12 protein-coding genes and 1 tRNA gene are annotated in these 14,268 nt (G+C 46.5%); 7 read left to right on the top strand and 6 right to left on the bottom strand.

Translation table 11 applies throughout. The annotated features are described in order from the left end of the window. Positions 1 to 3: 3 nt before the first annotated feature. Positions 4 to 1,065, bottom strand: coding sequence for a DNA polymerase IV (gene dinB / locus BLU78_RS11630; protein ID WP_010265928.1), 1,062 nt, complete (start codon positions 1,063 to 1,065; stop codon positions 4 to 6). A 321-nt stretch (positions 1,066 to 1,386) separates the two neighbouring features. On the opposite strand from dinB, the gene BLU78_RS11625 reads away from it, so the two are divergent. From BLU78_RS11625 to BLU78_RS11595, 7 genes are all read left to right on the top strand, one after another. Then, positions 1,387 to 2,634, top strand: coding sequence for a site-specific integrase (locus BLU78_RS11625; RefSeq protein WP_026020843.1), 1,248 nt, complete (start codon positions 1,387 to 1,389; stop codon positions 2,632 to 2,634). Further along, positions 2,618 to 2,878 (top strand): helix-turn-helix domain-containing protein, encoded by a 261-nt coding sequence (locus tag BLU78_RS14365; protein WP_074712108.1) that lies wholly within the window; start codon positions 2,618 to 2,620, stop codon positions 2,876 to 2,878. Before BLU78_RS11625 ends, BLU78_RS14365 begins: the two co-directional genes overlap by 17 nt. A 761-nt stretch (positions 2,879 to 3,639) precedes the next feature. Further along, positions 3,640 to 4,506 (top strand): PD-(D/E)XK nuclease family protein, encoded by an 867-nt coding sequence (locus BLU78_RS11615; protein ID WP_010265934.1) that lies wholly within the window; start codon positions 3,640 to 3,642, stop codon positions 4,504 to 4,506. Beyond that, positions 4,503 to 5,105, top strand: coding sequence for a hypothetical protein (locus BLU78_RS11610; RefSeq protein WP_010265937.1), 603 nt, complete (start codon positions 4,503 to 4,505; stop codon positions 5,103 to 5,105). Before BLU78_RS11615 ends, BLU78_RS11610 begins: the two co-directional genes overlap by 4 nt. Before the next feature lie 7 nt (positions 5,106 to 5,112). Continuing rightward, positions 5,113 to 5,565 (top strand): hypothetical protein, encoded by a 453-nt coding sequence (locus BLU78_RS11605; RefSeq protein ID WP_010265940.1) that lies wholly within the window; start codon positions 5,113 to 5,115, stop codon positions 5,563 to 5,565. Between the two features lie 167 nt (positions 5,566 to 5,732). Continuing rightward, positions 5,733 to 6,884 (top strand): DNA-methyltransferase, encoded by a 1,152-nt coding sequence (locus tag BLU78_RS11600; RefSeq protein WP_010265943.1) that lies wholly within the window; start codon positions 5,733 to 5,735, stop codon positions 6,882 to 6,884. Positions 6,885 to 6,894: 10 nt separating this feature from the next. Next, on the top strand, positions 6,895 to 7,851 hold the full coding sequence (locus BLU78_RS11595) for a CfrBI family restriction endonuclease (RefSeq protein WP_081504117.1): 957 nt from the start codon (positions 6,895 to 6,897) through the stop codon (positions 7,849 to 7,851). On the opposite strand, the gene BLU78_RS11590 is transcribed toward BLU78_RS11595, so the two are convergent. The 5 genes from BLU78_RS11590 to BLU78_RS11570 form a co-directional block, all read right to left on the bottom strand. Beyond that, the gene (locus BLU78_RS11590) at positions 7,848 to 8,318 is read right to left on the bottom strand and encodes a DUF6642 family protein (protein ID WP_315969158.1); all 471 of its coding nucleotides are present in this window, start codon (positions 8,316 to 8,318) and stop codon (positions 7,848 to 7,850) included. The two genes, BLU78_RS11595 and BLU78_RS11590, sit on opposite strands and share 4 nt — an antisense overlap. Next, positions 8,315 to 9,217: a tyrosine-type recombinase/integrase gene (locus BLU78_RS11585; RefSeq protein ID WP_010265946.1), complete on the bottom strand. Its 903-nt coding sequence runs from the start codon at positions 9,215 to 9,217 to the stop codon at positions 8,315 to 8,317. Before BLU78_RS11585 ends, BLU78_RS11590 begins: the two co-directional genes overlap by 4 nt. A gap of 175 nt (positions 9,218 to 9,392) precedes the next feature. Continuing rightward, positions 9,393 to 9,465: transfer RNA gene (locus tag BLU78_RS11580), tRNA-Phe, on the bottom strand. Between the two features lie 198 nt (positions 9,466 to 9,663). Then, a complete protein-coding gene (locus BLU78_RS11575; protein ID WP_010265947.1) occupies positions 9,664 to 11,142 on the bottom strand; it encodes a RagB/SusD family nutrient uptake outer membrane protein in 1,479 nt (492 codons plus the stop codon). 36 nt (positions 11,143 to 11,178) lie between these two features. Further along, a complete protein-coding gene (locus BLU78_RS11570) occupies positions 11,179 to 14,205 on the bottom strand; it encodes a SusC/RagA family TonB-linked outer membrane protein (RefSeq protein ID WP_026020845.1) in 3,027 nt (1,008 codons plus the stop codon). Between the last annotated feature and the right edge of the window lie 63 nt (positions 14,206 to 14,268).

The following is a 14,268-nucleotide window of genomic DNA, read 5'->3' as shown; positions in this document are numbered from 1 at the left end:
CCGTCACTCCTCCCCGAAATCGAACCGGAGCTGCACGCAGCCCTCGGCAAAATCCGGAACGTTGCCCACCGTGACCCCGATCAGGCGTATCCTGTGACCGCCGAAATCGACGCCCGCCAGCAGTTCCCCGGCGACAAGACACAGCCCGTCGTGCGAATCGACCGGGCGGGACAGCGTGCGCGACCGCGTGATCTGGCGGAAATCGTCGAACTTCAATTTCAGCACCACGGTCCGTCCCCGGAACTTGTGGCGCACAAGCCGCCGCCACACCTCCTCACAAACCTGTTCCAGCTCCCCGAGCAGCACCTCGCGGTCGGCGGTGTCAGCCTCGAAGGTGGTCTCGGCACCGAGGGACTTGCGGATGCGGTTCGGGACCACCGGACGCGGGTCAATGCCCCGGGCATAGCCGTAGTAGCTGCGTCCGGCCTTCCCGAAATGCCGGACCAGTTCGAGCTCTTCCCACTGCCGCAGGTCGGCGCCGGTACGGATACCCAGCGCGTGCATCTTCTCGGCCGTGACCTCCCCGATGCCGAAAAAGCGCTCGACGGGGAGCTCCGCGACGAAAGCGTCGATCCGGTCGGGCGGGATGACGAACAGTCCGTCGGGCTTCCGGTAGTCCGAGGCGATTTTCGCCAGCATCTTGTTCACGGAAATGCCCGCCGAAGCGGTGAGCCCGGTCTCGGCACGGATGCGGGCTTTGATCTCCCGGGCCACGAGCGTCGCCGAGCGGACATGCGAAACGTCGAGGAAAGCCTCGTCCAGCGAGAGCGGCTCGACGAGATCGGTATAGTCGTGAAAAATGTCGCGTATCTGCTGAGAAACGGCCTTGTAGACGTCGAAGCGGGCCGGAACGAAGATCAGAGCCGGACAGAGGCGCCTGGCCAGCACCGAGGAGATCGCCGAACGGACACCGAACGGGCGGGCTTCATAACTGGCCGTGGCCACGACGCCGCGCGGTCCGTCATAGCCCACAGCGATGGGCCGCCCCCGGAGTTCGGGACGGTCGCGCTGTTCGATGGATGCGTAGAAAGCATCCATGTCGACATGTATGATCTTGTTCTGCACCCGGACAAAAATACAAAAATAATGCGGTGAATTTTACCGGAAAGACAGATACAAAAAAATCCCTGAATTTTCCATTCAGGGATTCGTGCTAATTCACATTTCGTGGTACCACCAGTTTTAATCAGCGGTTCCGCTTCTTTCGTCATTTACCTGAAAAAAAGTTGTAAATGCCTGACGTTCAAATTAGGCGTTTGGAACTTTCATTTCTTTTTTATATATTCAAATCAATCGGGAACGGTAAAATTGTTTTACCTATGTTTTACCCCCTCATCCCGCAGAAATCCCACAAAAAATAATATAACCAATTAAATTCATCGACGTATGAAAATTACTGCGAGCGCCGTATTACGGCAAGACAAAGTGAACGCGCACAATGAAGCGCCGGTCTGCATCCGAATTACCGCAGACAGAAAAACAACTTACAAAACTCTATTCCGCATACCGATTACAGATTGGGATGCAAAAAGCAAAGAAGTCAGAAAAACAGCGACAAATGCAGGTGTCTTAAATCTCAAATTAAAAACAGCATTGGCTGAATATACCAAAACAGCCTACATGTGCGACGTGGAAAATGCAGACGCCGGAATTACGGCAATCCGGGATAAAATACACCAAAGTTGCTCACTGGATTTATTTCAGTATGCCGAAACATATGTACAACGGCTTGCAGAAGTCGGAAAGTTCGCGCACCATGCGAAAGTAAGTTCGACAATGGAACGGTTCCAAAAATTTACAGGCCGAACTACATTCCCGGTAAATGCACTTACGGAAAAAACATTGAAAGACTATGAATATCACTTAGCTACCGTTCGTAAGAATAAACCGAATACGATTACGGCAAACATGAAAATCATAGGAAAACTCGTGAATGATCTTTACAAAGAGTACCGTTTGGACAATACACTCAATCCGTTCACCTATTATAAAAAACGTTATGTACCCGTAGAACGGGTGTTTTTGGACGAAACCGAAGTCGCGGCAATAGAAAACTTAAAAATAAGACCGACAAATTATCTGTATGACATACGGAACATATTTTTATTTGAAATCTATACCGGATTACGCATCTCGGATATTCTTACGTTGAAATGGAAAAATTTTGACGGGAAACGTCTTCATAAAACCATCAAGAAAACCAAAAAAACAATTCATCTGCCGCTACAAGACAAAGCGATTGAGTTGATCGAGATACGGAAACGGTGTGTCTTACGGCGATTCGAAATAAATCCCGAAGATTATATTTTCCCTTATCTCGAATACGATTACGAACAAGTCCCGGCAAAAACAATATTCACAGCCATTTCAACAACGACAGCCCGCATAAACAAGGCATTGAAAAGAATCAAAGAAAAAGCCCAAATCGAAAAATCGTTTTCCACGCATACCGGACGGCATACATTTTCCGCAATTTTCCTATTGAAATGCAATGGAAATTACTATGCCTTAAAAGAATTTCTCGGACACGGCGATATGAAAACCACGCAAACTTATGCGCACATGCTCGACAAATCAAAAGACGATATTATCGAACAGTTAAACACTCCCACAAGCCATGAGGTTAGATGTTGATATTAAATCCGGATTTTTCACTTCGAGAGAAGTAGCAGACGGTTTGGGCATCAGCCTACGAACCTTAAAAAATTACAGAGACGAAGGGCGCATACAATATCACAAGTTCAGCCCACGTAGAATCGGCTATGCCAAACAGCATATTTGGGCGTTCCTGCAAACGACGCATTGCTCGTTTTACATGAAAGAACGCGCAAAAAAATTGTTGCAGGAAAGCATCGTCAAATATAACTCATCGGACTAAAATAAATCGTTCGGAACCAAGAAAATTACAAACCAAAGAGGTTGCATTAAGTCAACCTCTTTTTTGTATTTTATAAGGACCAAATTTTCGGGCTTTCAAAAGGCTATTTTACAAAGCCTGCAAAAAGACGTTTAATTTATTCATGTATAGCGCATTATAGCGTTTTATTGAAATCAGGTTAACCGTAGCAACCAGTAGAAAAAGGGGTAAAAAGGCGGTTGTGTTTCAGTGCGCATTTGAAATCAAATTTGCAGATACAGCTAATTTGAAACAGATCGCGGCAAGTAATTTAATGTGTGTATTTATCAATACGAAATGCATATATATACAAAGATTGTATAAATCCGTGTCAACCTAATTCGCAGGTAAGGGGTATGCAGGTAGCACTGCGAGCGGATGCGAATTACAGACCCCACCCCTTAAATTGGAATAAATTTCAAAATAGGTACGGGTAGTCTGTATAGATAAGACCGGATTTTTGGAAATCCAGCCATTGCATTTTTTTCTTGCACTCCCGCAGAAAATTTCTAACTTTGTTTTCAGAACCAATTAAAATTACAATAAGTAGGGAAATTTAAGCAACTGACATATTAAGATAAAGCGTTAGCTTTCATTCTTGCTGTTGAAACTTCGACAATTTCAAACAATCTAACAAGAGTAAGGCGTAAACGCTCACGTTTCACGACGTGGGCTTTACTCTATTTGTTAGATTAGGTAGTCGAAGACCTCAACAGCAAATAACAGTTTAGTCCACGTTTTTTATGCCTACACCCGAACAATTCCATGAACTTACAGCGAAGCTGAAAATCCTTGTCGAAAAAGACAAGGAACAGCGAATTCTTGCGGAGGCATCATTGGTAAACAGCCAACTCGACGCCCTCGCAAAAATCAAAGCACTCTACCCGCATGAGGTTGACAAGAATTACAACAGATATGTTGCACCCTTTTTAGATCGCTATGCTTTTCTGAAACGGCCGTCATGCTTAGCTATTATTAAAAAGCATGCTTACGAGCCTGCGCATACATTATATCTCGCTCATCTGTTCGAATCCAACAAGGCTATTTTATCGGCATTAATAAAATCTGCGGAATGTTTATCCGGCAAAGACGAATTGTTGCAACACATTCAGGCCAGTGAAACGTATCAGGTGAAAGCCGAGGAGCAGATCAAAGACTGCGGAAAAATTACGGGCCGGATTCCCGATCTGACAATTACGGATGAACGGAACCGGTGGGTGTTAATTATCGAGAATAAAATCGAAAGCCGCTTTTCGGACGGGCGTATCGGGAAAAATCAAATCGACGATTATCGGATTTATGCAGAACGGACATTCCCTGCATACGACAGGTATTATTTGACCGTCAGCTATTCGGACTGCAACCGAAAAGATGCATTGGATAACCAGTGGGGCTATTGCGATTACTGTTCCGTATTTAACGCGATCATCCAGTGCGAGCCATTGGATCGTATTGCAGAAGATTATTTATCGGCTTTGATGCAGTTGTTATGCAACGGGCCGCACAAGCGGATACAAAAGCCGGATACGGAACAAATACCCCGACAATTAGTTAGCATATATCAGTTTTACACGAACGTAATCACCCAATTAAAAAATATCGCCTTATGAACAAATTAACACAATTAACCAATGAATGTCTGGCAAATATGCCGATGCTTGCCGACGCTATTTGCCACACGACGATTGCTATAGGAGAAATATTCGGATCGTATTATAACAAGGTTCAAGATCGGGTTCAACAATTTTTGAACGACAAGCCGGAATTGAAATATGAAATTGACGAACGGAATTCCGAGCAACTCTCAATCACCTTCTTCCCGTATATAAAGGTAAAAGGCAGGAAACAAATGCCTCAGTTGCATAACGTGGTCAATATCTATTCCGTCTTAATATTTTACAATCAATTCCGGCGAAAGACTGTTAATGCATTTTATGTGGAATTTGGCTATGCGATGTCCGGCAACAAAGAAAATATCATTTACTTCAATTTAACTGTTGGAGAAATGAATCCCGATATATCCGTGTTCAACAAAATCACAACGAATATCGAAAAGGAGCTGATAGAAAAATGGGATATTCAAATCGAAGATAAATTTATCGAACTGCATATCGTTCCCGATCAAAATTTAACCGAGGAAACGATAGAGAACTGTTTCAATGATTTCATGGCACACATCTTAAATCCACTATTAACCGATCTAAATTAGAAACCCTATGAAAAGATTTATTCTTATCCTCGTTGCGCTCTTGGTAGTAGCTACCGGATTCGCACAACCCAAGAAAGTCAATCTCGACATTAAGGCACTGAAAGAACTTGTCGGTGTCGCTACCTATGAAAAGGTTGACAGTCTGCTCGGATTCCAAACTACCCTTGAAAGCGGTGAAAAAGTTTTTCAGGGTCTCAACGAATACGAGAAAATGCTTTTAGCGTATCGTTGCCGGTTCAACGAGAAAAACATCCTGCAAAGTGTAGAGTTTGTTTCCCGGTCATTCTTCGGCTACCACATGGATTTAGTTATGACCTATAAGATTAAACCCAAGTGGGAACGGTACAATTCCGAAAACATGCCGACATTAGCCAGATTTGAATGGGAAGGTCGGAAAATTGTCATTGATTTCGATGCGCAAACAATTATAGTATATAAGCCAAAATCCGATGCCCGCTAAAAAATTAGAGGGCTAACAATTCGGCCTAACATTTTCGATATATATAAAGGCGATCTTTCGGGATCGCTTTTATTGTTACTTTTCCAATGTTCTGTAATTACAGTTATCGAACATCAAATAAGCTTTATTCAAATTTTCTTTTTATATTTGTGATATATACTATTACCATGAAATTTGAAAAAGGAACAACTAGCCGAGCCCGATTGCTTACAAATGATTGGATTAAGTCTACTTTACCAGACTTATTTGACTTTATTAAGTTAGGCCTTCCAGAGTATGATGATAGACTCGAACTTTGGCGTGTATCTTTGAATACAAAGAATTCTAAACAAACTATTATCGGAGAAATAAAATTAGATAAGGCAGTAACTAAAATTGTAGACTGGACAAAAAAAGACCTTATTATTAAACGTTTGAATAAAAGCAGATTAGATAAAAATAAAGATGTGAAAAAAGCAAAAAACACATCCTTAATTTATCCGGCACCAATTCCTAATAAAATTATTTTAGGAGATTGTATTCAAGTTCTAGATGATTTTCCTCCCGATACAGCTCAATTAATAATAACATCACCTCCTTATTATAATGCTAAACCCGAATATTCTGAGTATATTGATTACCAAGAATATTTAGATTTTTTGCGACGTGTTATAGTTCGGTGCCATAATATACTTTCTGAAGGTCGTTTTTTTGTTATTAATGTTTCTCCAGTTTTGATTAAACGAGTATCAAGAAATTCTGCTAGCAAAAGAATTCCTATACCATTTGATATTCACAAAATTTTAGATTCAGTTGGATTTGATTTTATTGACGATATAATGTGGGTAAAACCTGAAGGGGCTGGGTGGAATTTGGGACGAGGTCGACGTTTTGCTGCGGATAGACAGCCCTTACAATATAAGCCAGTACCTGTTACTGAATATATTTTAGTTTATAGAAAGAGAACAGATAAACTTATTGATTGGAATATTCGAAATCATTATAATCAAGAGTTAGTCAAGGAATCTAAAATAGTCGGGGATTATGATAAAACAAATTTATGGTATATCCACCCAAGCCACAATAAGTATCATCCGGCTACATTTCCTGATGAATTAGTAAGTCGGGTTATTAGATATTATTCGTTTGAAGATGATTTGGTATTAGATCCATTTGGTGGATCAGGAACTGTAGCAAGAGTTGCGCTTCAAATGAAAAGGAGATTTTTATTAGTCGAAAAAGAACCTGAATATTTTCAATTAATGAAAAAAACTCTATCTCCTCTTTTTTCTCCTGACTTACGAGTCGATTTTGATATTTTTGAAAATGACAAAATTTAACTATTAAAATATGAATTATAATATAGAGCAATATCGACAGTGGTTAACAGAAAATATAACTTTAACAGATGCATATTCTCCGGCATCTCTAAGAATGTTAACATATCACCTTTTAAGAGGGCAAAATTATCGTTTGGTTACAGAGAAGAACACAAAAGACAAATTATTATTAACTTATGTGTGGTTATCTGATATCGTTAATGACGCTAAAAACGAATATGGCGAAAATTGGCAAACTGAATTAGTTAGTGATTTATTCTCAATTAGGAGTAGAACACCAGAACAAAAGAATTTACTTTATTGGCTTATTGGTTTAACCGCAAAAACATCTGTGAATTTAGGTGTATCCACTAGGGATATACCATCTGTGATGACGGATTTATTGGCTCATGTAAAATCTTTATTTGATCAAATTGGACGACAGAATCAAATTGATGATACTTGGTTATTATTAATGGCGGGATCTGCGACTTTAAATATTCGGGGATCTGAAAAATCGAAAATTGGCAAAGTATTAGAGAAGGTTATGATTCGTTCAATTTTATCAATTCTTGGGTTAGTAGAAAATGTTAATTTTTGGATTAATATAGACCGTGATTTAGAGGTTGATCGAGAGGCTGATGCTGAAATAGCCACAAATAGGGGGCGAATTAGGGTCGAAGTTGGATTGATATCATCTGGTAATCAAGAAGTAACTGAAGATAAAATTTCTCGGGTTGGTCGTAATGGTATCATATTATTTGATAAAGTTGGACAACGAACGCGTATATATCAAACGGCAGAACGTCATGCTGTAAAACTTGTTCAAATTAGGAATAATCAGCCTTTAGTCGAGATATATCGCCATATTAGACCTCTAGTTGAACAAAATATTAATTTAATTGAACCCCCTACATTGGAGCAAGATATTTGGCAAAAAATATCAGAACTTCCAGATCAAGTGTTTTCTATAGAGGGGTTGCATTAGTTTTTCGTCAGCCACATCATCTCCCACGCTGTGGCTTGAATAAAATCGACATCCTTGCGGTAGCCTGCGAGGATGTCTGCTTTTGTACGATGCAGGAAATCGTCGATATTCGCACGTTTCGTGCGCATGGTGCTACAACTTCCGAAGTAAACGATCCGATGCGCTAAAAACCCCTCCAAAACGTTCGCAATTTCGCGTAACGTCACGAGGTCCCGCCCGATCTGTATTTTATTCGGTCTGCCGTGAAAGGCAATGTATAAAATCATATAATTCCGGTAACGCTCGAACGTGTATTGCCGCAGATATTCGAAAAACTCTTCCCGCGTGTTGCACTTGCGGTAAATGTATTTTATCCCTGCGGCATCCCGCAATATGTCGAGCATCGGACGCACGCTTTGCCTGCACCGCGGGTTCGTCCTCCAATTTCCCTCCAAACAATAGATATTCCGGGGTGATTGCTTCTTCATATCCGTATCTCGTTAAAGACTTCGTAAAACCGGGGTAAATCCTGCTCGCGGATAATCTCGTCGTTGTAAACTTCGAGCATCTGAATACTCCGGTGACGGCTGTATTTCGACACCATCAATAATTCCCCTTTATAGGATTTGATTAATTTGGTAATAAAGAAATGACGGAAGCCGTGCGTGCTTCCGTCGATCTCCAACTCTGCGAATACCCGTTTTATGATCTCCCGGACCGATTTGGTCGTAAGCCTTTCGCCCCGGCAATGGTTGCTGCCACTGCGGAACAGTGCGCCGCTTCGGAATCGGTAACAGTTGAGATATTCCCGCAGTACCCGGACCGTTGAGGGGTGCAAATGAATCGGCTCTTTATCGTCCCGGCCTTTGCCGCGGATAAATGCGGTCTTGTTCCGCAGGTCAATATCCGCGACATCCAACCGGACGGCCTCGATCTGCCGAAGCCCTTGAAACAAAAAGAGAGCGACAAGCGCTCTCAATCTCAAATTTTGCGGGGTAGACGGTAAGTCGGAACAATACCGTTGTAACTTTCCGATGTCGGCATCCTGCAAGCCCTCTTTACGGTGCAGCCGGCTCTGCGTGAATCCGCGAATATGATCCGTGATTTTCTGCGGAATCAAATTCAACCGATGCAACCCGTCCAAAAAGATTTTCGCCGCAATCAGGTATTTGTTTTTGGTCGATACGCTGAATGTGTCGATACTGGCTAAATACCGTTTATAATCCAAATAAGAATTGCGGTTGATGCCGTGTGTTTCCGCATACCGAATAAAATGCGTGATCCGCCCCCGGTATTCGTTGCGTGTTGCATCCGTGACATCCAGTGCGCCGAATACCTCGTTTTTCAGTAATTCCAACCGATTTGACCGAATAATCTCGTTTGTCATGTAGTTTTTAGTGATTTGTTACCGTAAAACTACAAAATAAATTCTATATTTGCAAATGCAAGTATTTGATTAATAGGTATTTAGAAACAATCAACTGTTTTACCTATGTTTTACCTCAGACAAAGAAAAAACGTTGTAAGTTATTCACCTACAACGTTCTATTTAATCTTAAAAGTGGTACCACCAGGAATCGAACCGGGGACACAAGGATTTTCAGTCCTTTGCTCTACCAACTGAGCTATGGCACCATCCCGATAAACGAAACGTTTCGTATTATCGTGGTGCAAAGGTAAGCAAAAATTTTAATTCTGCAAATGCCTCGGGATATTTTGTCGATTTTTTATGCCTCCCTGCATGGCAAAATCCCCCATTCCGGCTGCTGGCACGCCAAAAAATGCCGGTTCCCGCGGGAACCGGCATTTGAAAATCCGTCGTCCGAACAAACACTACCGGCTCGGCAGCGTGCTGCTCCAACCCTCGTTCTGGGCAACGCCGAAGCCCGAGGTAATCTCGTCATTCGGAATAGGATAAACCAAATCCGAAATCTTATAGTTGGTATAAGTGAACGAAATATTGGGAGCTCCGGTCGCATATACCTGAGCCTGCACATCCCAGCGGCGCAGGTCGTACAACCGCAGTCCTTCCTGGAACAATTCGCGGGCGCGCTCATCCTTAATGAACGTCATAAGGTCCGCCTTGGTCGACGGCAGGTCGCTTACCGAAGCAATCGCCGAATTGCGCTTCGCCACGGTCAGCAGGGCGTTCTGGGCATCGGAAACCGATCCGGTGGAGCTCTGCGCATTGGCCTCGGCGATAATCAGGAACATCTCGGGAGCATTGACGATGTAGCAGGTACCGTACGTATTGTTGCCCGACGAGAAGTGAGCGAATTTACCGCCGTTGAACTCCGGCGAGTTGGCCGTTCCCGAAAGAACCCAAACGCTGGTGCGGCAGTCCGTACCCTCGTAAATCGACTGTAACCACGGGCTGGGGCTGTAATCGTAGGTCGACCAGATCGTACCGCACGACTGGGCCTGCCAGTTCTGCGACGAGTTGATCGCCAGTGCGAACATGCTCTCGGTGTTCGAGGCACCGCCGTTGTAAAGTGCCTTGTAGGTATCCTTGCCATAGGTCAGCGTCGTGATACCCTTTGCGTCGAGCGCATTCTGGGCCTCGGCGGCGGCATCGTCCCACTCCTCCATATAGAGGTAGGTACGCGCCAGGAGTCCGTGAACGGCCGCTTCACCGAAATAGAAAAGATCACCCCGGTCGCCGCCGGCCGCCGTGAAGTGCGTGAGAGCATCCTTCAGGTCGTTGACAATGGCCGTATAGCTTTGGCCGACCGTCGAACGCTCGACTTTCTCCAGGGGTTTGATCGGCTTATCGACCAGCACGATGCCGGGCTTCGACGAGAAGTCGGTGCCGTTCACTTTGACCTGGTGCGCAAAGATGTTGACCAGCACCAGCTGGGCATATCCGCGCAGGGCGTAGGCTTCGGCCTTGCAGAGGTCCAACTGCGCCTTTTCGTCCTCCGTGCTGTCGGCATAGAGTGCGTCGACGGCCTCGATCAGGCGGGCGGCGTTGTCGATCACCTTGTAGCCGTAATTCCAGATCCAGTAGAGATAAGTGTCGGTATCGACGACCGTATAGGCGTAAATATCGTTGAAATGCTGAGTCCCCTTGTTCCAATAGGCCAGGTCGGTGGGAATATCGCCGATCGTCGTGGCATAGTTGCCGGCGAAATAGTAGCGGTACAACTGGTAATAGGCGCCGTTGAGTGCCGTGGAGATGTTGTCGACCGAATTGAGGGCCGTTTCCTGGTCGATTCCTTTGTAATAGTCGGTTTCGAGGAAACTGTTCCCGCAGCCCGCAACCCCTCCGGTCAACACCGTCAGTGCAAATGCTTTCAATATCAGTTTTTTCATAATCGTTCGTTTCTTAAAGTTATCACACTGCATACGTTAGAAAGTAAGCTGAATACCTCCCGTAAAGGTGCGGTTGGCAGGCGACTGCCAGGCCATAATGCCCGAAGTAAACGTTTCGGGAGTGTAGCCCACGAAATCGTCGGCCATGACCGTATAAACGTTGTCGAGCGACACGTAGACACGCAACTTCTGAATGAAAGCCTTTTTGGTCCACTTCGCGGGCAGCGTATAGCCCAGCGTGATATTTCCGATTTTCAGATAGTTGCCGCTGTACAGGAAGCGCGAGGAGTCTTTCGTCGCATTGTACGGGTCACCGGGGATATACTGCGGATGCTTGGCGCCCTTGTTGTCCTCGGTCCATGAATCAACGGCCACTTCGCGGAGCGGCGACATCAGCGACATGCCGTAACCGGTGAACGGAGCTCCGTAATTGTAGACCTTGCCGCCCAGACGGTAGGTGAAGTCAATGTTGAAATCGAGGCCCTTCCAGTTGACGCTGGTTCCGAAACCTCCCAGCACCTTCGGATCGGCAGAACCCACGTAACGCTTGGCGGCCGCATTGTAGTCGCCGGTGGTTTCGTCGCCCGACTCGTTGAGGTACCACAGCGGTTTACCGGTATCGTAGTCCACACCTGCATACTCTTTCATGTAGAACTGGCGGTAGGGACGCCCCTCCTCGATAATCTGGAAATCCGTTTCGATCGGATCGTCCGTGGCGAGCTTTACGACACGATTCTGGTTGTAGGTGACGTTGGCATAGGCGTTCCAGCGGAAATCGCGCTTCTGCATCACCGCAGCGTTGACCGAGAATTCGATACCGCGGTTGCGGATCGTACCGATGTTCTGCATCATCGTCGTAGTGCCGGAGGTCATCGACAGGGGCACTTCGTAGAGCGCTTCGCTGGTCTCCTCGTTGTAGTAATCGAAGGTCAGGTGTATGCGGTTAATGAACGAGAGGTCGAAGCCCACGTCGAACTTCTTGGCGACCTCCCACGTCAGCTTTTGGTTCGAGACGCCCGAGGGAATCATACCCGGAGTGCTGTTGTAGTTGTAGCCGGCCACATAGAAACTGCGGGCCTGGTACCAACTGATGTCCTGGTTACCCACCGTACCGTAGGAGAGACGCAGCGCGGCGTTGGTCACGATCTCGTTGTCTTTGAGGAACTCCTCGCCCGTGATGCGCCACTTGGCACCCACCGACCAGAAATTACCCCAGCGGTTGTCGGAACCGAACACCGACGAACCGTCGCGGCGGAACGAACCCGACACGTAGTACTTGTCGTCGTAAGCGTAGTGTGCGTCCACGAAGTAGGAAGCCAGCGTCGCCTCGGACTTGTAGTAGGCCGAATCGTTCCACGAACCGGCCGTCGACAGGTCGCGCATACCTTCGCCCGCAAAGGGGAAATCGGTCCCTTCGAGCACCGAATAGTTATAGAACTTGCGCTGCATCTCCTGACCGAGCATCAGGTTCACGGCGTGCTTTTCGTTGAACGTATAGTTCCAGCCCAGCACGTTGGTCCAGGTGATAACGCTCGTCTTCGAGGTAAAATCGGTCCCCAGACCATTCGAATCAACGCCGTTCGGATCGTACAGAGCGCTGTAATAGGTGTAGATATTCTGGTCGGTGATATTCACGCCGAGGGTGGTCTTGGCATAGATACCCTTGCCGAAATCGACCTGCAAATAGGGATTGGCATTGACCGTCTGAACCTTAGTGCGGTACAGACTGCCCGTCTTGGAATCCACGACCGCCAACGGGTGAGGATAGTTTCCTTCCAAGTAATCGCCATTCTCGTCATAGAAGGGGTCCAGCGCCGTCCGGCCGGATATGGCCAGCGTAACCGGGCTGTTCATCGAACCGGCCGTGGACTGCGAAAATCCATTCTGAATCGAATAGGAATACGACGAATTGACGCCCAAAGTGAGGAACTTGAATTTGCTGTCGAGGTTCACACGGCCCGAAAAACGCTCCAAGTCGGAACCGATCACCAGGCCGTCGGTATTCAGGTACCCCATGCTGGCGTAGTAGCCCGTCTGTCCGACACGGCCCGACGCGCTCAGGTTGTAATCCTGATAATAACCGTGACGCGTGATGGCGTCGATCCAGTCGTAGGACGACTTGCCGTCCCAGCCATAATCTGCCGCGATATAATCGTCCCAGTTATCGAAGGGAACCCCGAGATCGGAAGGTTTCATGCCGGGATAGGCGGCGCTGTATCCCCCGGCGAAGAGTTTTGCGGTCTCCTGCGCATTGGCCAGCTCCATGTTGTTGTTGGCCATCGAGACGAAGCCCTGCTTGATGTCGACGTTGAGGTTGAAATTGCCCTGCGCACCCTTCTTCGTCGTGATGACGATCACGCCGTTTGCAGCGCGCGAACCGTAAATGGCCGTTGCGGCAGCGTCTTTCAGCACGGTAACGCTCTCGATGTCGGCGGGATTGACCGAAGCCATCGGGTCGAACCAGATATTGCCAGAGCTGTCGAAATTATCCTCGATGTCAGAGTTAACCGGCATGCCGTCGATCACGTAGAGAGGCTGGGTGCCCGAACTGAGCGATCCGCGGCCGCGCACGTAAACCGAACCCCAGACACCCGGCGAACTGGTCGAGTTGTTCATCTGGAGCCCCGGCACGGAGCCTTCGAGCGATTTGACGAAGTTGGCATCAGTCCGCTTGGCGAGAACATCGTCGCCGACGATGGACGCGGCACCGGTGAACGAAGCCTTGCGCTGCACACCGTAACCGGTTACCACGACGTCATCGATCGCGTGCGCGTCTTCGACCAGCGTAACATTCACGGTCGTCTTGCCGGAAATGGCAACCGATTGGGTTTCAAAGCCGATGAAAGAGATCACCAACGTTCCGTTTGCCGGAGCGGAGATGGAGAAACGGCCGTCGGCCGCAGAAGTCGTACCGGTCGACGTTCCGTCGATCATGATGGTTGCGCCGGCAACAGGCTTTCCCTGCGCATCGGCAACCTTACCGGTAACCTGCCGATTCTGGGCAAAACCATATGCACAGAGTCCCAGGACGGCAATTAACGTCAGTAGAATTTTTCTTACCATAAGCGTTAATTAATTAGTTTTTTAAAATAAAAAACAAGCAGCAGCAGTAATCAGGAATAAACG

Origin of the sequence: Alistipes timonensis JC136, from assembly GCF_900107675.1 — a bacterium.
GTDB classification, from domain to species: Bacteria; Bacteroidota; Bacteroidia; order Bacteroidales; family Rikenellaceae; genus Alistipes; species Alistipes timonensis.
Note: the sequence above shows the minus strand (reverse complement) of the source record. Positions and strands in the feature narration are given on the sequence as shown.